Below are 19,795 nucleotides of genomic sequence, written 5' to 3'. Positions count from 1 at the left end.
GAGACGACACTCGGGCCCTCAACCTGCCCAGCCTCAGCCCACAGCACGAAAACGGTCCACCGACTCCGTCGGCGGACCGTCACGCAAGATCGAGGCTAGTGGAACCGGATGTACGCGGGGACCCGATGTCGCCGCTGCGCTGGACGACGAAGTCGACCCGGCAACTGGCTGCCGAGCTGCCCCGGCAGGGGCACCGGGTCTCGGCGGACACCGTGGCGGCCGTGCTGCGCGAGGAGGGCTTCAGTCTCCAGGGCAACGCCAAGACCATCGAAGGTGCCCAACACCCGGACCGCGATGCTCAGTTCCGCTATATCAACGACCAGGCCAAGGACTTCCAGGCCGCCGGAGACCCGGTGATCAGCGTGGACACCAAGAAGAAGGAGTTGGTCGGCAACTACAAGAACGCCGGCCACGAGTGGCGTCGCGAAGGCGATCCGGTCCGGGTTCACACCCACGACTTTCCCGACGCCGATCTGGGCAAGGCGATCCCATACGGGATCTACGACCTGACCGCGGACACGGGCTGGGTCAACGTCGGCACCGACCACGACACCGCGGCCTTCGCCGTCGCCTCCGTCCGCCGCTGGTGGCACGCGGTCGGGCGCGACACCTACCCGCACTCGCACCGTCTGCTGATCACTGCGGACGCGGGCCGTTCCAACGGCTACCGCACCCGGGCCTGGAAGTTCGAGCTGGCCGCGCTGGCTGTCGAGACCGGCCTGGAGATCACCGTGGGTCACTGACCGCCCCCAGGTCACTGAGGCGCCCCTCGGCGCTGTCGCGGTACTTGCCGGTGAGCAGTCCGCCGCCGAGCGGAGACCACAGGGCGGCGCCGAGCCCGAGGCTCTCGGCCATCGGCAGCAGCTCGCGGTCGGCGCTCCGCTCGACCAGGCTGTACTCGTTCTGGATACCTACGATCGGCGCCCAGTTCCTCACGTCCGCAAGCGTCACGGCGCGCGAGACACGCCAGGCGGGGAAGTTGGACAGGCCGACGTGGTGGATCTTGCCGGAGCTCACCAGGTCATCCAGCCCGCGCAGGATCTCTTCCATGGGGTGAGCTCGTCGGGGAAGTGCACCCAGAGCAGGTCGATGCAGTCAGTGCCGAGTCGCCTCAAGCTGGCCTCAACCGAGGCGACCATGATCTTGCGGCTGTTTCCCGTTGTGGAGATGCCCGGCTGCGGCGCGGCTCCGAGGGTGAACTTGGTGGCCAGGACGAAGTGGTCCCGGTCGGCGGAGACGAACCTCCCCGTCAGCTGAACTGGTAGGTGTCCGCGGTGTCCAGGAAAGTGCCGCCCGCTTCGGCGAACCGGTCGAAGATCCGGCGCGCCTCGTCCGGCTCGGCGCCGGCACCCCAGCCGGTCCCGAAGTTCGCTGTGCCGAGCGCGTACTCAGACACGCGCAGTCCCGTCCGGCGTCCGAAGGTCGTGTAACGCATCAGGTGTCCTTACGCGCGCAGCCCTTACGGCAGCCAGCTGACCCGCGAAGCATGGCTGGTCAGCACGGTGCTCGAAATTCAACACTCGCGGTCCAGTCGACGCGGCTGAGAATCACTCCCCCCGCGCTTCGAGTGCCGCCTCACCCCTCTCGGTGAAGGGCTGCGCGACGTCCTCGAGGTCATGGCCACCTGGGCTCAGGCGGTCCCCGACCTTGAGCCCGATGTCACGGTGTGACGCACGAGCCACAGGCGCATCGCCAAATGAAGGGGACTCAGCCTTGTGGGAACGGGATCGCCGAGCACCGTCTGCGTTCAGGCTCGTTCGCCGTCGCGCGGAACGCCGACGAGGACGAAGGCCATCGTGGCCGGTTCGTCGCCGTGGTTGCGCCAGGCGTGGCGGGTCCCGTTCTGGATCACGATGTCCCCTGCCGAGAGCCGGGTGCGGTGGCCGTCGTCGAGTTCGAGGACGATCTCGCCCCGGAGTACGATGCCGTAGTCGACGGTCGGCGTGGTGTGCATGCCGTCGGGCTCGATGAGTTCCGCGATGCCGGGCGAGTCGGCCCGCTGTTCCCGGTCGAAGGCGACGGGGTCGAAGGCCGGGTCGGCCATCGCGGTGGCCGGTGGGAAGGTCAGCAGGATGAACCGTGTGCCGCCTGGGGCCGGGAGCAGGCTGGTCACCATTGGCGTGGGGTCCTCCCCCGCCCTGCTGATCGGTTCGCCGGGGTCGGTGGCCCACGGCAGGCGGGACACCCAGCCCGGCAGGCTGCTGAATTCGCGGCTGCGCGGGACGGGGCCGTCGCTGACGACGACCGACCTTCCGTCCTCGTCGTGGCCGGTGACGACTCTGCGCATGTGTCTCTCCTCGGTCGGGTCCGCCGGATGCGTCGAACCAGTCGGTCAGTCGGGCCGGTCGGTGCCGGGCTCGGTCAGGGTCGTCAGCGCGGTGGTCCAGGCGTCCAGCACGTCCTCCACCGTCGGGGCCGGTGCCCGGAGCAGGGCGGATGCCGCCGTGCGGACAAACAGCCGGTGCCGGTCCTCCGTCAGGTACTCCACCGGGGATTTGCCGTCCACGCGCGCGAGCAGCAGCGCGGGCAACAGGGAGGCGGCTCGTGCCTCGACGGCAGGCCGGGGCTCCCAGTCGACGCACCGGACGTATGCCTCGGCCAACGTGCGGGCGGACCGCAGGAGGCTGGCTCGGTGCCTGGGCAGCACCAGGCTCTTGAGGAGCAGGTGGTTGACGCAGAAGGCGAGGTCGAAGGCCGGGTCCCCGTACCAGGCGCACTCGGCGTCCAGCAGCACGGGACCCGACGGGCCGACGAGGATGTTCTTGGGGCTGACGTCGCCGTGGACCAGGGCCAGTTGGGTGGCGGTCGTGCGCTCGGCGAGGCTGTGCAGGATGTCGCTCAGGGCCGGGTGGGCGGCCGCAGTGGCGAGCAGGTACGGCTCGATGCGCAGTGCGTGGAAGTTATCGTCGGTGGCGAACTCGGCGGCCAGGGAAGCGTCGCCCGCGCTCGCCGCGTGCAGCATGCCGAGCGCCTCTCCGACGGCCGCCGCAGTCGCCACGTCCACCTCGCCGTGGAGCAGTTGCGCCTTCCACACCGGGTACCGCTCGGGGGGCAGATACGCCATGGCGAAGAGGCCGGCTCCGGGGTCGTGGGCCAGGAGTTCCGGCACGGTCTCCGGTCGGTGCCGGGACGCGAACCGCATCCACGCCCATTCGCAGGCGTTGCGCGACACCGGTGCCTGCCAGTCGGCGGCCACCTTCAGCCGGGCCAGGGCGCGCTTGACGCAGAGGGAGCGTCCCGGCAGGTCCACCCGCCACAGGTCGGACGAGACACCGCCGGCGAGCGGGGTCCAGCGTGCGCTCTCATCAGGGCGGGCGAGTTCGTAGGCGGTCAGAAAGCCGGACAGCGCGGGGTCCGGACATGCCTGCACGGAGGCGGGACTCATCGCCGCTCACCCGGCCCGGTGGGCAGGCCACGGGGGCTGTTGCAGGCGTGGGCCGGCGGCTCGCCCGCCAGGATCCGTACGACTTCTTCGGCTGCGCGGCGGCGCAGTTCCGTCACCGAGGCGTCGGAGGAGAAGGCGACGTGGGGAGTGATCAGCGCGCCCGGCTGGTCCAACAGCGCGGCGGGCACGTGAGGTTCGGACTCCAGTACGTCGAACGCGGCTGAGTCGAGGTGCCCGCTATCGAGCGCTTTGACGACCGCTTCGGTGTCCACCAGAGGGCCCCTGCTGACGTTGACCAGCAGGCCGCCCGGCTTCATGAGCGCCAGCTGCTCGGCGCCGATGATGTGGTGCGTGCCGGGGGTGAGCGGCACGTGAAGGATCACCACGTCGCTGCGGCGCAGCAGTTCCTCCAGGCCGGCCGACTCCACCCCGGGGGCGTCCTTCGGCGGGAAGGGGTCGTGGGCCAGGATCCGGCAGCCGAACGCGCCGAGCTTGGCCGCGGTGGCCCGTCCGATGCGTCCGTAGCCGACGATGCCGCAGGTTAGCGTGGACAACCGGCGCAGCCGGGCGCTTGCGGGGTTCCATCGTCCGGCTCTGACCTCGCGGTCGAGCACCGCCAGGCCCCGCGTCCAGGCGAGGACCATGCCGACGGCGTGGTCGGAGACCTCCTCGACGCAGTAGTCCGGAACGTTGGTGATCCACGCGCCCCGCTCGGTGGCGGCTTCCACGGCGATGTTGTCCAGGCCGACGCCGAGTCTGGCCACGATGCGCAGGTCGGGTGCGGCCCCGATCGCGGTGGCGGAGACGGGGGCCCAGCAGGTGAGGATTCCGGCGGGCCGGTGCTCGGCGACCAGTTCCTCGATCGCCTCGACGGAGGCGGGCTCGGCGGGGCCGGTCACCAGGGTGTGGCCCGCCTTCTCGATGACCGATCGCTCGACGGAGTCGTCGGGCCAGGCGTAGTCGGTGAGCAGCACGGTGCCCAGGCGGCTCGGTGAAGTCATGGCAGGTCGTCCTCGCAGGAATCGTACGGCCGCGGCGGGTGTCGGTCGCGGCCGGTGAGCGGTGTGATCGCCGCCCGCAAGGGGCCGGCAGCCTGTCCGACGGGACTGCCGGTCACCACAGGTTGGAGCGGAGAGAGGTTTGAGTCGCTGAAGTCGGTTCGGTGCCGGCGCTCGCCGACTTGTGGTCGGTCCGGGCGCCGCGGTACGTCCCTGGAACGGGTCACGAGAAGCCGGGGCACGTCGCATCAATCTGTCATAGCCACGTGGTGCTAACGATAGCATCAGGAGTCTGCGACACGTCAAGGTTTCCGGCATGCGCTCCTGGGACGCCCCCCTCGGCGGGCTCTCTGCCACAACCCGGATGCCGATACTCCTGATGAAAGCGAATACCGGCGAAGAAATCCTCTCCTCATGTCTTGACGCGCCGGGTGCTTGCCTACATGGTTTCTGCCAACGCCGACCGTGTGACCGCCAGGTGTCCGCACGATGTCCAGCTGTCGAAGACGCCATAGCCACGGACGTCCCCGACGGGCAAATGACGGGCTGAATTCCGCAGACGGTGTCCGACCGCGCGGCAGCCCACCGCCCCCCGATCCGCCGGCTGTCGGCAGCATTTCGCCCTCGCCGACACGATTCCGTGTTCAGCTCACCGCTTCTCGTCACCGCCCGTACGCGCCCCGTACCGGTGGTGGATCCGCCGCGGCACGCCGCGGCCCATTCCCTCTCAGGAGCCGCTATGACTCACGCAGCGCAAGTCGACACCAGTGCAGGGCCTGTCGGCGACGCACAGGAAAGCAGTCGTCTCCCCATTTCCCGCGTCATGATCGGGGTCGGCTTCCTTCTGGTGGTCCTCTCCTACATGGTCAACGCGATGGACCGCCAGGTCTTTCCCCCGCTGCTGCCCGCCATCCGTGCGGAGTACGGGTTCTCCCTGGAGCAGGGCGGGCTGCTGGCGACGAACTTCACTCTCGGCATGGCCCTCGCGGGCCTGCCCGCCGGCTACCTGCTGGATCGCTTCCGCCGCAAGACCGTGCTGCTGGTCAGCATCGTGATCTACTCCCTGGGCACGATGGCCACACCGCTGGCGACCGGATTCGCCGACATGACCCTGTACCGGGTCGTCTCCGGCTTCGGCGAGGGCATGCAGTCCGCAGCCATCTTCGCGGCGATCGGCGCCTTCTTCGCTCACCGCCGCGGCCTCGCCTTTGGAATCATCGGGGTGGGCTATTCCCTCGGCGTGTTCATCGCCCCGCTCATCGGCGTCCGCCTGATGAACGCACACGGCACCTGGCACTCGCCCTTCTATCTGTTCGGCGCGGCCGGGCTGCTGATCGCCGCCGCCTGCCTGTTCCTCGTGAAGGCCGGTCTGACGGAGCACTCCGTGGAGAAGACCGTCTCGACCAGGACCTACGAGTACATGCCGACCTCCCCCTACAACCGCAACACCATCGCGCTGGTCGTCCACTCGGTCGTCAGCGGTGTGGCCCTCTATGGGTTCCTCGGCCTCTATCCGACATACCTCATCACCTCGCTGCACTACAGCCCTGAGCAGGCCGCACTGGCCATGAGCCTCCTCGGCTTCGGGGGCATGACGGCCATCTTCGGCGGCTGGCTCGGCGACCGTGTCAACCAGCGCACCCTGCTGATCGTGAGCCTGCTGGCCGTCTCCGCGGTCAGCTTGTGCATCTACACGACCCAAGCCGGAGTCGGCCTCCAGTGCGTGTTGGCCTTCCTCATGGGCGCCTTCGGCCTCGGCTTCATCTATCCGAACACCAACAGCGCGATGCAGCGGGCCGTCCGTCCCGCGCAGATCGGACGCGCCTCCGGCATCTTCGTCACCAGCTACTACGGAACGGCAGCCTTCTCGGGCCTGCTCTTCGCCGCCCTGGTGGACTCCTTCGGCTGGAGCCAGGCCGGGTTGCTACAGGTCACGATCCTGCCGTTGGTGGGCGTCGCCGCGCTGGCCTTCGTCCGCACCTCACTGTTCAACAACGCGGTCCGCTGACGGGCGCCGACACACCACAGGGCCTGTTCCACCACCGAGCGGTGGAACAGGCCCTGGCGAGCGGTCGGCCCGGTGGGCATTCGCCGTTCAGGCGCTCTCGGCCACGACCGGGTTGCGCAGGACGCCGATGCCCTCGATCTCCACCTCGACCTCGTCCCCGGGCCGGATCGGTCCGACACCGGACGGCGTTCCGGTCATGATCGCGTCTCCGGGCAGCAGCGTCAGATAGCGGCTCAGGTAGGCGACGAGGTCGGGCACGGCGAGCAGCAGGTCGGCCGTGCTCGCCGACTGCGCGACGGCGCCGTTCACCCGGGTCGTCAGCGACAGGTCCGAGGGGTCGAGTCCGGTGGCGATGACCGGCCCGAGAGGAGCGAACGTGTCCTGCCCTTTCCCGATCAGCAGGGTTCCGAACGCGCTTTCCCTGCGCTGGACGATACGGTCGCTGACGTCATTGCCGCATGTGTAGCCGAGGATGTACTCATGGGCCTCGGAAGCCTTCACATGGCGGGCTTCCTTTCCGATGACAGCTACCAACTCGCCTTCGAAATGTATGAGTTCACCGTCCGCCGGATAGACGATGGCATCGCCGGGCCCGATGACAGCGGTACTCGGCTTCATGAAACACACGGGAACCTCCGGGACGTCCCGGTCGGTCTCGTCGATGTGTGCGGCGTAGTTGTAGGCGAACCCGAAGATCCGCGGCCTTTCGAGAGGCGGGAGAACGACCACGTCGCCGACTTCGTCGACCTGCCCCGTGGGGGACACCCCGGTAAAGGGATCGCCTTCGCATCTCACGATCCTGGCGTCACCGTCTTCGAATTCTCCGTAGTGACGCACACCATCGACGGCATACCTGACGATCCTCACGGAAACCTCCGCAACTAGGCAGCCGCTTCGCGGCGGCTGCAAGGGTCCCTCTCGTAGTGCTAACGTTAGCATGAGGCAGTGATCAACTCCGGCTTCCCCACCTTCTGACCACGGAGCGCGATGGGATTGCTATCGTTGGCACGCGGAAAGCAAGCACCGGACCAGCCGCCTGAGGGAGCCGCTTACGTGATCACGACCAGGGACATCGCCGAACGTCTCGGGGTCTCCGTCTCGACGGTCGGCCGGGCGCTCTCCGACGACCCCCGCATCAGCGAGGAGACCAAGTTCCGGGTCCGCCAGGCCGCGTCCGAGATGGGTTACGTGGGGAACCGTGCGGCGCGGATGATGCGGGGAGCGTCGAGCAACGTGGTCGCGCTGGTGATCCCGGACATCCGCAACAGCTTCTACTCGACCATCGCGCATCAGCTGTCGAAGAACATGCAGGCCGAAGGCTTCCAGCTGATGCTCTCGGAGACCGACGACGACCGGATGGTGGAGCTGCGCCATCTGCGAGAACTGTCCGCCAACCGCGTCGCGGGCGTCATCATCGTGCCCACCGCGCGCCCGCACGGCGATTCCGTCAAGCTCCTGCGCACCCTGCCGCACCTACAGCTACTGCGCCGCCACCCCGCCCTCGGCTCCCAGTGGTTCGGCGTGGACGACCACGAGGCCCTGCGCCAGGCCACCGCCCACCTGGTGGAGCTGGGCCACACCCGCATCGCCTATATGGGTGGCCCCGAGGAGCTGCCCACGGGCTCCGAGCGGCTGCGCGGCTTCCGCAGCGCCCTGCGCGAAGGCGGCCTGCCTGACGACGTCGGACGCGCAGAGCAGTGGCCCCCCTCGTCCGTGGACCACGGCCGCCGGGCGACGCGCCGGCTGCTGGACGGCCCGGACGCGCCCACTGCACTCGTCCTGGGATCGACCCAGCTCACCCTGGGTGTGCTGGAGGAGCTGTCCGAACAGGGCGTGAAAGTGCCCGGGGAGCTGTCCGTGGTCGGGTTCGGGGACGAACCGGGTTTCTCCTGGTGGGGGCCGGGGCTGACCACGACCGGTCTGCCGATCCAGGAGATGGCCACCGGCTGCGCGCTGTGGCTGATGCGCCGCCTGAAGACCAAGCCGGACAACGACGGACCGTACACGTCGGTCTCCCTCGGGTCGCTGGTCCTGCGCGGCAGCACGGCGCCCCCTGGCCCGGCGACGACCACCTCCGGGCGCGGCTGAGCCGCTGCCGGGCTCGGGCCCCGGTCCATGCGGTGGCTGCGCTGCCGGTCCATGGGTCGGTGAGCAAGGCCCCGACCCGGGTCCCCGATTCATGGACCGGCTCCCCCACCCAGCCACTCGGTCCGCCGGCAAAGCCGGCACGCACGACGCGAAGGGTGCCCGGAGCGCATCGCTCCGGGCACCCTTCGCGTCGTCGGTCACGTCGGTCAAGCCGGTTCACGTCAGTACGTCGTCAGTACGTTCCGCCACGCAACCCGCGCATGACGCCGGCGGTACGGGCGAGTTCGTCGAGCACCTGCTCGGCGGCGGTCTCATGTATTTTGCCGGGCCGGAAGACGCCGTCCGCGACGACTTCGTTGACGAACGGAATGCTCACGGTCGGGCCGATCGGCAGCATCCTGAGGTTCGCCACCACCTGCTTGGCCATCTGCACCGCCCGAGTGCCCGCCGATACCCCTCCATAGCTGACGAACGCGGCCGGCTTGTGCTGCCACTCCACGACGAGGTAGTCCCAAGCGTTCTTCAGCGGGGCCGGGAAGCCACCGTTGTACTCCGGGGTGACGAAGACGAACGCGTCCGACGCGTCCACGATCCGGCTCCACTCCACGGTATGGCTCTTGGTGTACTGCCGCAGCGCCGGCGGGTGCGGCTCGTCATAGAAGGGCAGAGCCAGTTCGCGCAGATCGACGAGGTGTGACTCGAACCCGTCGTGTTCCGCGGCCCTGGCGGTGAACCAGTCCGCGACGGATCTGCCCACGCGTCCGGGACGTGTACTGGCAACAACTGTGGTGAGGGTCATCGGCGTCGCCGAGGGCTCGGATGCCATAGGGGGCTCACTTTCGATGTCGGCAACGATCCGGCCCGGCGGACCCGCGCCCGCCTGTGCTGTCCGTCCGTCCAGGAGGAGTGCGGGTCCGCCGGAGTATCCGTTGCCGGGGTACGACGGATTGTGCGAACGATAGCATTCACCCGAAGCCGAGCCAATGCCGCAAGAACAATCAACAGCCTCACCGAACCTGACGCCGCCTGCCTCTTGACAGGGCCGTCAGCTCTTCGCAGGATTGCGCTATCGTTAGCATTTGTCAGTCGCGATGGTCGGGCAACCCCCATCATCGCCCTGTGCCCCGGATTCCATCGCCGGCCTCGCCGGGACCACGAAGAGAGCTGTACGGCCCTTCTCCCGTGTCCGGCGTCGCGGTACCGGTCCGGGTGTCGCACCGTGGGGTCCGCCCTCTCCCCCCGCCGGTCGACAAGGGTTCCTCCCTTCTCCTCCTGTTGCGGGAATCCGTTCCGCCACGGCAGGCACGGACGCCGGCACCGGCCCCCGCTCATCGCCCAGAACTCCGAAAGGTCGCACCGTCATGACAGACACGCGGATCGCCAAGCTCCACGGCCGCAGGGTGTGGGACTCACGCGGCCGGCCGACCGTCGAGGTCGAGGTCCACCTGGCGGACGGCGCGATCGGGCGGGCCATCGCACCCGCGGGGGCCTCGACGGGCCAGGGCGAAGCGCTCGACCTGCGCGACGGCGGCGACCGCTTCGGCGGACTCGACGTCCGGCGCGCGGTGGCTTCGGTCAACCGCGAGATCGCGCCCTCTCTGCTGGACCTCGACGCGGCCGACCAGGAGGCCGTCGACCGCCTTCTGGTGGACCTGGACGGAACCCCCGACCGCGGCCGTCTCGGCGGCAACGCGATCGTGGCCACGTCCATGGCGGTCCTGCACGCCAGCGCCGCGTCGGCGGGCGTACCACTGTGGCAGCACCTGGCGGGTGGGCGGCCGGTCCGCATCCCGCTGCCGGAGATCCAGATCTTCGGCGGCGGCGCCCACGCGGACCGTCGCGTCGACGTCCAGGACTTCATGGTGGTCTGTCCCGCGGCACAGAGCTTCTCCGAGGCACTGGACTGGACGGCGGAGATCTACCGGGCGGCCGGGAGCCTGATGCGCGCCACCGGCAAGGCCCAGGGCGTCGCCGACGAGGGCGGCTTCTGGCCCGCCTTCGACTCCAACGAGGAAGCGCTGGAGACGCTGAGCCTCGCCATCGAGAGCGCGGGGTTCGCCCCCGCCAGCCAGGTCGGCATCTCTCTGGACGTCGCGGCCTCGCAGTTCGGCAGTGCGGGCAAGTACACCCTGGCCCTGGACGACCGCACACTGGACACCGAGGCGCTGATCGACATGCTGGGCGGCTGGATCAGGCAGTACCCGATCCTGTCCGTCGAGGACCCGGTGGGCGAGGACGACTACGACGGGATGCTGGAGTTCACCCGGCGCCACGGCCGCCACTGCCAGGTGATCGGCGACGACTACCTCGTCACGAACGCCGAACGGGTGGAGGCCGCGGCCACCGGCGGAGCGGCGAACGCCGTCCTCATCAAGCCGAACCAGGCCGGCACGGTCACGGAGGCGTTCCAGGCCCTGCGGGCCGGAAAGGAGGCCGGCTTCGGCACGATCGTCTCGGCCCGTTCCGGAGAGACCGAGGACATCACCATCGCCCATCTGAGTGTCGGCTGGGACGCCGGTCAGCTGAAGGTGGGATCGTTCACCCGCTCCGAGCGCATGGCGAAGTGGAACGAGGTTCTGCGCATCGAGGAGTCCCTCGGTGGTTCCGCCGAATTCAGCGGCTGGTCCGCGTTCCCGTTCGCCGACCCCGCGTCCTTTGCGTCCAGGCCCTGAATCGGCTTCGGAGCATTAAAGTCATTCGAATTCCAAAAGCCGATCCGAGCACGGAGACCAGCATGCTGCCACCCGTCAATCTGCGCCCGAGTTTCAACATCACCCGCTCCAGTCACGTCCGTCTCACGGTCGCCGATCTGGCCGAGAGCCGGAACTTCTACGTGAAGGCGCTGGGCCTCGTCGTCAGCGACGAGGACGACCGCACCTGCTACCTCCGCGGCCTGGCCGAGGCGTGCCACCACAGCCTCGTGCTGGAGCTGGACGAGGAGGGGGCCGGATCGTGCAGGCGGGTAGGCTACCGGGTCTTCTTCGACGAGGACCTGGATCTCGCGTACGCCTGGTTCCGTGAGCGGGGGCTGCCCGCCGAGTGGGTCGACGCCCCGTACCAGGGCCGCACACTGCACGTCAGCGACCCCATCGGCACCCCGCTCGAACTGTGCGCGCACATGGAGACCCGGCCTCGGCTGCACATCGACTTCGCGTCTCACAAGGGCGCCCACGCGCAGCGGCTGGATCACTACCAGATCTTCGCGCCCGACACCTACGAGCTGTGCGCCTTCTACAGCGAGCTCGGCTTCCGCAACTCCGAGTACCTGGCGCACGGCGACAAACTGCTGGGCGCCTTCATGTACCGCAAGGGCACCTGCCTGGACCTGGCGATCGTCGAGAACACCGGGCCCGCCCTGCACCACTTCGCCTACACCGTCTCCGAGAGCCACGACATCTTCACCGCCTGCGACTGGGCGGGCATCCTCGGCTACGGCGACGGGGTGGAGCGCGGTCCCGGCCGGCACGGGCCGGGCGGAATGCTCTTCGCCTACCTCCGCGACCCCGACGGGCACCGGGTGGAGGTCTTCAACAGCCACTACCAGACGATCGACACCGAGATCGAGCCCGTCCGCTGGGACGCCGCGTCACTGAGCACCAACGCCCGCTGGGGTCTGCCGGCCCTGGAGAAGTGGTACTTCGAGGCGTCGCCCTTCGTCGGCGCGCCGCTGATCCCGCCGGCCGAGCTGCCGCAGCCGATGTCACTCGAACGTTTCCTGCTGGAGCAGTCCGCTCCCTGAGCCCCGCCCGGCCCTTGCACCCCCTACGTCACCCGAGGAGACACCATGGCACGAGTGCCCTACCTGAACCGCGAGGACGCTGTCCCGGCACAGAAACCTCTGTACGACCGGCTGGAGGCCGAGCGCAAGGTACCGACCGCGAACATCTTCCTCGCCCTGGCCAACGCGCCGGCCCAGCTGGACGCCTTCCTGACCTACGCCAACTCGCTGCGAGCCGCCGACCTCAGCCCCCGTTTGCGGGAACTGGCGATCCTGACCGTCGGATACGCGACCCGGTCCGGGTACGAGGTCGCTCACCACCAGTCGCACGGGCTCAAGGCCGGACTCACCGTGGAACAGCTCGCGGCGGTGCCCGACTTCGAGTCTTCGGACCTGTTCGACGACACGGAGAAGGCGGTGATGCACCTCGCCAAGGAGTCCACGCTCCAGGTCGACGTCTCCGAGCAGACCTGGCGTGCCGCCGCCGACCTGCTGACGGACCGGCAGATGGTCGAACTGTCCTTGTCCATCGCCTGGTACAACTCCGGCGTCCGCATCATGGGGCTGCTGGACATCGACCTCGAGGAAAATTACCCGAATCCCTTCCCGAAATCGTAGAACTCGGCGCCGTAAAGGCCCCTCAATACGTGAGAAGTGATTGCCGAGCCGCCAGTCCGCCGCCTCGGTCGCCGAAAAGTTTCCTCCGCCCCACGACCGTCGGGACGGAGTATTTCCAAGGAGTGTTTCGATGGCGAAAATGCTCGCTGCACGACTGCACGCGCTCGGTGAGCCGATGTCGATCGACAGCATCGACGTGCCCATCCCGCGGGCGACCGACGTGCTGGTGCGGGTCCGAGCGTGCGGGATCGTGCCGAACATGGCCAATGTGATCAACAACTGGCCCACCTGGTTCCCGCACCAGCCGCTGCCCAAGTTCCCCGCGATCTTCGGTCTGGACGCCGCGGGTGTGGTCGAGGCGGTCGGCGAGGCGGTGCTGCACACCAAGCCCGGCGACCGGGTGTACGTCAACCCGCTTCGCGGGTGCGGCAGTTGCCAGGTGTGCCGGGGCGGTGAACTGAGCCGTTGCCGCTACTTCACACTGAACGGCTACTTCAGCACCTCCCGCGACGGCCAGCGGATCTTCGACCTGTATCCGTACGGCGGTTTCTCGCACTACATGACCGCACCCCAGTCCTCGATCGTCAACCTCCCCGGCAACATGACGTTCGAGCAGGCCGGCAAGCTCGGCTACATCGGCACGTCCTACGGCGCCCTCAGGAACGCCGCCGCCGGCCCCGGCCAGGTCGCGCTGATCGACGGGGTCACGGGCACCCTCGGCGTCGCGTCGACCCTGCTCGCGCTCACCTCCGGTGCCTCCCGGGTCCTCGGGACCGGCCGCAACGAGGAACTCCTCAAGCGGGTCCGGGAATTGGACCCGGAGCGGATCGAGGTCATGCGGCTCGGCGACGGCTCCACCGGTGAGTGGGCCAAGTCCCGCACCGGCGGCGAGGGCGCGGACTACGTGATCAGCGCGCTGGGCGCCAAGGCCCCGGTGGAGACGATGCTCGACTCCATGCAGGGCGTCCGCCGCGGCGGCAGGGTCGTCAACGTCGGCGGTGTCGCCGACCGGCTGCCCGTGGACGTGAAGTGGCTCATGGACGAACAGGTGCAGCTGATCGGCTCCAACTGGTTCTCCACCGCGCAGGGGCAGGAACTCGCCGACATGGTGGCCACCGGCGCCCTGGACCTGTCGTACCTTCAGACCAAGCCCTTCCCGCTGGCCAGGGTCAACGAGGCGATCTCGGGACTCGAGGACCGCGACGGCGGATTCAGCAACTACGTCGTCATTCCCTGAACCGCCACCGGCCATGCTGCCGACGGCCCCTACCCCATACTCACCCCGCGGCGATCCTGTTCTGCCCTGACGAGCGCCGCGGGGTGTGCTCACCACAGGCCGTACACACAGCCCGTTCCCTCCTCGGAACGGGCCCAGCGGGATGGAGGAGCCGATGGAACTGCGCTGGCTGGAATCGTTCATCATCGTCGCGGAGGAACTGCACTTCGCACGGGCGGCCGACCGTCTGCACCTGGCCCCCTCGGCTCTCAGCGCCCAGGTCAGGGCACTGGAGTCACACCTCGGTGTGCGGCTCATCGACCGCGGACGGCGTACCCGCCCCGCGCTCACCAGCGCCGGGCTGCTGTTCCTCGAAGAGGCGCGGCTGACCCTCGCCCAGGCCGCCAGGGCCGAGGCCATAGGCCGGCGCGCCGGTCGCGGAGAACTGGGTCACGCCCAGATCGCCTACGTCGCCTCGGCCGCTTTCTCCGGCGTGCTCACCGACGTCCTCACCCGCTGCGCCGCTCCCGGCACCGAACTGACCGTGCAGGTCCGTGAGCTGGAGACACCCGCCCAACTGGAGGCGCTGGTCTGCGGGGACATCGACGTCGGATTCCTGCGCTTCAGGCCGGAGTACCCGCCCGAGGTCACGGCCACCCGACTGCTCACCGAGGACGTCGTCCTGGCCCTGCCGGCCGGCGCCCCGCTGGCGGCCTACGAGGCGGTACCGGCGGCACAGTTGCGCGACGAGTGCTTCGTCGCCCCGCACTTCGACGAGGAGTACGGCTGCCGCGGCCAGATCCTCGAAGTGGCGGAGCGCGGGGGCTTCAGCCCGCGGTGTGCTCCCCCGGTACGGGACTTCATCGCGGCTCTGACCATGGTCGGCGGAGGTCTCGCGGTCGCCCTGGTCCCCGATTCGCTGCGCCGCGTCCAGATCCCGGGGGTGGCCTACCGTCCGCTGGCCGACGTGGCGCTGACGACCAGTCTGGTCGGCGCCTTCCGCAAGGGCGAGACTTCACCCGCGGTGCGCGGTGTGATCCGCCGTCTGCGGGAGGCGGCTGCCACCCCTGTCACCGCTGGCTGATACCGCCGCTTTCCGGCGGGCGTCCGGCTACCTGCCGACGCCCGGCCGGCGCGTGGGCCCCTCTGGTCCGCCCTGGCCGCCGGACGCCTCGCCGACGGGGGCGGGGTCCGCGTCCGGAGTCTGTCCAGGGGACCTCGGCAGCTCCATCATGTCTGTCCCCGAGGGCGCCGGCCTCGCTGTCCGCGCCCTCCTCCTCGTGCTCGCGCCCCGGCCGACGTGCCCTCCCCGTCGTGATCGGGCCAGCTCCTCGAGGCGCGCCGGAGCGGCACCGTACCGACGCATGTTTGTGCGCGGAAAACGCATCATCAGAGCAGGTCACAGGGGTGGTCCCCGGCCTACGCTCGACACCGCAGCACAGACCGTCACGGCGTCGGCAAACCGCCGCCGGACGCGGGAACAGGCGGAGGAGCACATGACATCGATCAAGCACGTGGGCGTCGTCGGCGCCGGGCAGATGGGCCGGGGCATCACCGAGGTCTGCGCCCGGGCCGGGCTGCACGTCACCTTGTGCGACGTCACCGAGGACAGGGCCCGCGCCGGGCTGGCGGGTGTCGCCGACTCACTGCTCAAGGCGGAGAAGCACGGCGCCATCGGCCCGGAAGACCGCGCCCACGCCCTCGCCGGCATCTCGGTCACCGCCGACCTCTCCCTGTTGTCCGGCGCTGACCTGGTGATCGAGGCCGCCATCGAGGACGAGCGGGCCAAGACAGAGCTGTTCCAGCAGTTGGACAGGGTGGTCACCAACCCGTCCGCCGTGCTGGCCAGCAACACGTCCTCGATCCCCATCGCCCGGCTCGCGGCCGTGACCGGACGTCCTCAGGCTGTGGTGGGCCTGCACTTCTTCAACCCGGTCCCCGCCATGCCGCTGGTCGAGGTGATCCCCTCGATGCACACCTCCAGGGCCACGGAACAGCGCGTACGCGCCTTCGCCGCCGAGACCCTGGGCAAGAAGACGATCGTCACTCAGGACCGCGCGGGATTCGTGGTCAACTCCTTGCTGATTCCCTACCTGTTGGCAGCGGTACGCATGGTCGGTTCCGGCACCGCGACGGCCGAGGACATCGACACGGGCATGACCGCCGGCTGCGCCCACCCCATGGGCCCGCTGCGCCTCGCCGACCTCATCGGCCTGGACACGGTGGCGGCGATAGGCGAGGCCCTGTACGAGGAGTACCGCGAACCGCTGTACGCCCCGCCCCCGCTGCTGCGCCGCATGGTCGAGTCGGGCCTGCTGGGCCGCAAGTCGGGGCAGGGGTTCTTCAACTACCAGGCGGCCTGAGGGAACTACCAGATGGCCTGAGGGAACCGGCCACATGCTGTCCCGCACGGCCCGGGCACCATGCGTCCGCCGTCGTCATCCCAGGCCCCTCAGCAGCCGCCCCAGAGGCCGGCGTCCTCGCCCTACGGTTCTTGACGCCGTCGTCCAGCCGCCCGCGCAGACCGGGGGCTCATGCCGTAGGCCACCTTGAAGGCGTGGCTGAAGTGGGCGGGGTCGGAAAAGCCCCAGCGGCCGCCGATGGCGCCGACCGGAAGGTGGTCCATGGCCGGATCGGCGAGGTCGCGCCGGCACCGGTCCAGACGCTGTTCCCGGATCCAGCCCGAGACGGTGTGCCCCTGTGCGGCCAGCAACTTGTACAGGTAGCGGCGGGAGATGCGGTGGGCGGCCGCGATACCTTCGGGGCTCAGCCCGGGGTCGGCGAGCTGCTCCTCCATGTAGGCGAGGAGGCGCTGGGTGAGCACGCCCGGGCCGTCCTCCTCGGTGCTCCGGTCCGCGCCCGCCTGCTCCGCGAGCAGGGCTCCGATCAGGCCGACCACATGGTCGGCGAGCCGGGGCGTGCCACAGGACTCCAGGTGTGCCATCTGCCGCGCCAGCCCGTACAGGAAGGGCTGTACGACTTGGCCGAGCCCGTCGTGGCATGGCACCGGTGTCGCCGTCACCCGCGCCAGATCACGTTCCGTGATGCGCAGCATGGCGCGGGGGAACATCAGGACGAGGCCGGTGTGGGACTGCCGCAGGTCGTACGTGAAGGGCGAGCGGGTGTCGTAGACCACCAGTTCGCCCGGACGCACCTGGGCCTGACGATCTTTCTGGGTGAGCACTCCCTGCCCGCTGAGCTGCAGCGTGAGCTGGAGGAGGTCGGGCGCGTCGGAGGCGATGTGCCGTCGGGTGCGCGCGACGCTGTGCGGTTCGGCCGTGATGACCGACATCTGTACCTGGCCCACCTGCGCGGCGTGCAGCGACGCGCGGAAGTCGGAGCACTCGCGCGGCAGGACCGCCATGGGCACGAGACTCCGGCTGACGGCGTCCCGCCAGGATTCCAGTCTCTCGCCGGCCGTAGCATCGCTCGGCGTCGTCATCCGGGGCATATGGCCCTCCTCCTGGCCGGAGTGTAGGACACTCCGGGCGATATCCGACCCGCTCTGCGACCGACCACCCTTTCGGGACGTTCCTCCGCCGTGGCCGCCCAGGAGCTGTTCTCAGCCAAGCAAAAACCTGTGCCCCCGCATACAAGCGGGGCCTGTGCCCCGCCCCACATCATTCGGGCAGTGAACGGGACGCGTCGGCGGCTCTTTGACCGCCCTCCGCCTCCCGCAGGAGCGGCCGTGCCGACGTCCCGACCGCCCCGCACGGCCCGGAAGGTGCTTCGCCACAACGTTTCGCAACCAGCGACACCCGGGATTCCCCCTTCAGTCACCGGCGGTCGTCTCCGACCGCAGGCACTCACAAGGACACATCATGACGACATTGCTCCAGCCCCCCGCACCCTCCGACCAGGCAACCGACGACAGCGTGCTCGGCCGTGTCCACGCGCACCTGCCCGAGATCGCGGCACGGTCGGCCGAGGCCGAGGCAGCCCGGTCGGTTCCCGCGGAGATCATCACGGCCCTGCGTCACGCCGGCGTGTTCCGCATGAGCCTGCCCACGGCATGGGGCGGCTCGCAGCTCGACCTGGTGGAGAGCGCACGAGTGGTCCGGGAGATCTCACGGGCCGACGGCTCGACCGGGTGGACTGTACAGGCGGCCTCAATGGCCTGGTTCTTCGTGCGGTCGCTGCCTGGGGAGACGCTCGAGAAGGAGGTCTTCGGCGACGGCGCCGACCTGATGCTCCGTGGAGCTATCGCCCCGAAGGGGACGGCGACGCCGGTGGCGGGCGGCTACCGGATCAGTGGCCGCTGGCCGCTGGCCAGCGGCTCGTTCACCCCGGACTGGATGCTCGCGGGCTTCGTGGTCGAGGGCGCGCCCCCGCTGCCCGACGGGCGCCCCGACATGCGCGTCGCGCTGATCCGCCCCGAGCACGTGACCTTCCTCGACACGTGGGACGCGGTGGGCCTGCGTGCCACGCAGAGCACCGACTTCACCATGGACGACGTCTTCGTGCCGGAGCGCTTCACGGGCCCTCTGTCGGGCGGCAACAACATCCCCGCTCCCTTCTACAACCTGCCGTACACGGCCACGGGCGCCTCGCACGACGCCGTCATCGTCGGCTGTCTGGAGGGTGCGCTGGGCGACTTGGCCGAACTGGCCGCCACCAAGCGGTCGGCGTTCAACCCGAGGGTGGTCATCGGTGAGGATCCGGTGTTCCAGGAGAGGTTCGCCGAGCTGCACCTGCGTACGACGGCGCTTAACGCCCTGCTGGAGCGGACCGGCCGTACGGTCATGGACCGGGCCCTGGCGGGGGACGAGCCCACCCCGGCCGAGTGGTTCGGCTACACCGGCAGCCATCAGCACATCCATCACGAGGGCATCCGGATACTCAACGAGATCATGACGCTGTCGGGCAGCTCCGGGCTCTACAGCTCCAGCCCTCTGCAGCGTCGCTGGCGCGATGTCCGCTGCGTCTCCCAGCACGTGGCCGGCAATAACGGTTCGATGCGTCGCCTGGGCGCGGTCCTGTCGGGTCAGGAGGTCACCGGATGAGCCCGCTCGTCGCGACACCGATGGATCCCGCCGTGCTGCGCCAGGCGTTCGGCTGTTTCCCGTCCGGGGTGACAGCCCTGTGCGCGCTCGACTCCGGTACGCCGGTGGGCATGGCCGCGAGTACGTTCACTCCGGTCTCCCTCGCCCCCCCTCTGGTGTCGGTCTGTGTCCAGGACACCTCGTCGACCTGGCCGAAGTTGCGCAGGCAGAGCCGTCTGGGCCTGAGCGTGCTGGCCGAGGGACAGGACCTGGTCTGCCGTTCGCTGGCCGGAAAAGGCGGGGACCGGTTCGCGGAGGTCGACTGGGAGGCCGGTGAGGACGGCAGCGTGTACATCCGCCGTGCCAACCTCTGGCTGGACTGCTCGCTCCACGCGGAGTTCCCCGGAGGGGACCACACCATCGTGGTGCTGGAGATCCACGGCCTTAAGGCCGAACCCGACCGTGCGCCGCTGGTCTTCCACGGCAGCCGCTTCCGGCGCCTGGCCGCATGACAACCGGTTGACCGGCCCGCGGGGGCTCCTCTGCCTGCTCCGTGCACGCACTGCAGGTCGAGGGGCTTCCGCTGACTTCCCGCACTGGCGGCGCTGCGGCAGCTGGTGCCGCAACAGGCGACGTTCGCCCCGTCGCGACACCCGGCACGCTCCCCCACTGCCCTCAGGGCGTGGGAGGTGCCCCCACTCGTCGCACCGGCCGGAAGCCCACGTACTGGACGTACGTGGGCTTCCGGCCGGCACGCGAGAGCACGCACCGGACGCCGCTCC

17 protein-coding genes and 3 pseudogenes are annotated in these 19,795 nt (G+C 69.4%); 12 read left to right on the top strand and 8 right to left on the bottom strand.

Annotated features, from left to right (window positions below):
- Positions 1-95: 95 nt before the first annotated feature.
- A pseudogene (locus tag P1P75_RS27440) lies at positions 96-740 on the top strand (ISAzo13 family transposase); the annotation flags it as partial.
- Here P1P75_RS27440 and P1P75_RS27435 read toward each other — a convergent pair.
- Both P1P75_RS27435 and P1P75_RS27430 read right to left on the bottom strand, forming a co-directional pair.
- Positions 727-1,211: pseudogene (locus P1P75_RS27435) on the bottom strand (aldo/keto reductase). The pseudogenes P1P75_RS27440 and P1P75_RS27435 overlap by 14 nt on opposite strands.
- Before the next feature lie 38 nt (positions 1,212-1,249).
- Positions 1,250-1,435 (bottom strand): aldo/keto reductase, encoded by a 186-nt coding sequence (locus tag P1P75_RS27430; RefSeq protein WP_276145711.1) that lies wholly within the window; start codon positions 1,433-1,435, stop codon positions 1,250-1,252.
- Positions 1,436-1,559: 124 nt separating this feature from the next.
- Between P1P75_RS27430 and P1P75_RS27425 the strand changes: the two are divergent.
- A pseudogene (locus P1P75_RS27425) lies at positions 1,560-1,670 on the top strand (transcriptional regulator); the annotation flags it as partial.
- Between the two features lie 77 nt (positions 1,671-1,747).
- On the opposite strand, the gene P1P75_RS27420 reads toward P1P75_RS27425, so the two are convergent.
- Genes P1P75_RS27420 through P1P75_RS27410 form a run of 3 tightly spaced genes read right to left on the bottom strand, consistent with a single transcriptional unit; the run spans position 1,748 to position 4,386 of the window.
- Complete coding sequence (locus tag P1P75_RS27420; protein WP_119580541.1) at positions 1,748-2,287, bottom strand: cupin domain-containing protein; 540 nt, start codon at positions 2,285-2,287, stop codon at positions 1,748-1,750.
- Between the two features lie 45 nt (positions 2,288-2,332).
- A complete protein-coding gene (locus tag P1P75_RS27415) occupies positions 2,333-3,385 on the bottom strand; it encodes a phosphotransferase family protein (RefSeq protein ID WP_119580540.1) in 1,053 nt (350 codons plus the stop codon).
- Positions 3,382-4,386 (bottom strand): C-terminal binding protein, encoded by a 1,005-nt coding sequence (locus P1P75_RS27410; RefSeq protein WP_119580539.1) that lies wholly within the window; start codon positions 4,384-4,386, stop codon positions 3,382-3,384. The genes P1P75_RS27415 and P1P75_RS27410 overlap by 4 nt, the downstream gene beginning before the upstream one ends.
- A gap of 820 nt (positions 4,387-5,206) precedes the next feature.
- Between P1P75_RS27410 and P1P75_RS27405 the strand changes: the two genes are divergently transcribed.
- Positions 5,207-6,391, top strand: coding sequence for an MFS transporter (locus P1P75_RS27405; protein ID WP_240439309.1), 1,185 nt, complete (start codon positions 5,207-5,209; stop codon positions 6,389-6,391).
- 87 nt (positions 6,392-6,478) lie between these two features.
- Here the strand turns inward: P1P75_RS27405 and P1P75_RS27400 are convergent, their stop codons facing one another.
- Positions 6,479-7,330, bottom strand: coding sequence for a fumarylacetoacetate hydrolase family protein (locus P1P75_RS27400; protein ID WP_319128988.1), 852 nt, complete (start codon positions 7,328-7,330; stop codon positions 6,479-6,481).
- A 114-nt stretch (positions 7,331-7,444) separates the two neighbouring features.
- Here P1P75_RS27400 and P1P75_RS27395 point away from each other — a divergent pair, with 114 nt between their 5' ends.
- Positions 7,445-8,479 (top strand): LacI family DNA-binding transcriptional regulator, encoded by a 1,035-nt coding sequence (locus tag P1P75_RS27395; protein ID WP_119580536.1) that lies wholly within the window; start codon positions 7,445-7,447, stop codon positions 8,477-8,479.
- 232 nt (positions 8,480-8,711) lie between these two features.
- Here the strand turns inward: P1P75_RS27395 and P1P75_RS27390 are convergent, their stop codons facing one another.
- A complete protein-coding gene (locus P1P75_RS27390; RefSeq protein ID WP_276145712.1) occupies positions 8,712-9,278 on the bottom strand; it encodes an NADPH-dependent FMN reductase in 567 nt (188 codons plus the stop codon).
- Between the two features lie 562 nt (positions 9,279-9,840).
- On the opposite strand from P1P75_RS27390, the gene eno reads away from it, so the two are divergent.
- The 6 genes from eno to P1P75_RS27360 all read left to right on the top strand — a co-directional run bounded on the left by eno (position 9,841) and on the right by P1P75_RS27360 (position 16,394).
- Positions 9,841-11,151: a phosphopyruvate hydratase gene (eno, locus tag P1P75_RS27385; protein ID WP_119580534.1), complete on the top strand. Its 1,311-nt coding sequence runs from the start codon at positions 9,841-9,843 to the stop codon at positions 11,149-11,151.
- Positions 11,152-11,213: 62 nt separating this feature from the next.
- On the top strand, positions 11,214-12,218 hold the full coding sequence (locus P1P75_RS27380; protein ID WP_119580533.1) for a VOC family protein: 1,005 nt from the start codon (positions 11,214-11,216) through the stop codon (positions 12,216-12,218).
- Between the two features lie 45 nt (positions 12,219-12,263).
- Positions 12,264-12,815 carry a carboxymuconolactone decarboxylase family protein gene (locus P1P75_RS27375; protein ID WP_119580532.1) on the top strand — a complete coding sequence of 184 codons (552 nt, stop codon included), beginning with the start codon at positions 12,264-12,266 and terminating at the stop codon, positions 12,813-12,815.
- A gap of 130 nt (positions 12,816-12,945) precedes the next feature.
- Positions 12,946-14,052: an alcohol dehydrogenase catalytic domain-containing protein gene (locus P1P75_RS27370; RefSeq protein ID WP_205576243.1), complete on the top strand. Its 1,107-nt coding sequence runs from the start codon at positions 12,946-12,948 to the stop codon at positions 14,050-14,052.
- 154 nt (positions 14,053-14,206) lie between these two features.
- On the top strand, positions 14,207-15,115 hold the full coding sequence (locus P1P75_RS27365) for a LysR substrate-binding domain-containing protein (RefSeq protein WP_119580530.1): 909 nt from the start codon (positions 14,207-14,209) through the stop codon (positions 15,113-15,115).
- Between the two features lie 412 nt (positions 15,116-15,527).
- Positions 15,528-16,394 (top strand): 3-hydroxybutyryl-CoA dehydrogenase, encoded by an 867-nt coding sequence (locus tag P1P75_RS27360; RefSeq protein WP_119580529.1) that lies wholly within the window; start codon positions 15,528-15,530, stop codon positions 16,392-16,394.
- A 122-nt stretch (positions 16,395-16,516) separates the two neighbouring features.
- Here the strand turns inward: P1P75_RS27360 and P1P75_RS27355 are convergent, their stop codons facing one another.
- Positions 16,517-17,482 carry a helix-turn-helix domain-containing protein gene (locus P1P75_RS27355; protein WP_119580528.1) on the bottom strand — a complete coding sequence of 322 codons (966 nt, stop codon included), beginning with the start codon at positions 17,480-17,482 and terminating at the stop codon, positions 16,517-16,519.
- Between the two features lie 370 nt (positions 17,483-17,852).
- On the opposite strand from P1P75_RS27355, the gene P1P75_RS27350 reads away from it, so the two are divergent.
- Together P1P75_RS27350 and P1P75_RS27345 are read left to right on the top strand one after the other, a co-directional pair.
- Positions 17,853-19,034: an acyl-CoA dehydrogenase family protein gene (locus P1P75_RS27350; RefSeq protein WP_119580527.1), complete on the top strand. Its 1,182-nt coding sequence runs from the start codon at positions 17,853-17,855 to the stop codon at positions 19,032-19,034.
- A complete protein-coding gene (locus P1P75_RS27345; protein ID WP_119580526.1) occupies positions 19,031-19,525 on the top strand; it encodes a flavin reductase family protein in 495 nt (164 codons plus the stop codon). Before P1P75_RS27350 ends, P1P75_RS27345 begins: the two co-directional genes overlap by 4 nt.
- Positions 19,526-19,795 lie beyond the last annotated feature (270 nt).

Origin of the sequence: Streptomyces sp. ID05-39B, assembly GCF_033794725.1 — a bacterium.
GTDB classification, from domain to species: Bacteria; Actinomycetota; Actinomycetes; order Streptomycetales; family Streptomycetaceae; genus Streptomyces; species Streptomyces bobili.
The sequence above is the reverse complement of the archived record's forward strand: the minus strand, read 5'-3'. Positions and strand labels throughout refer to the sequence as shown.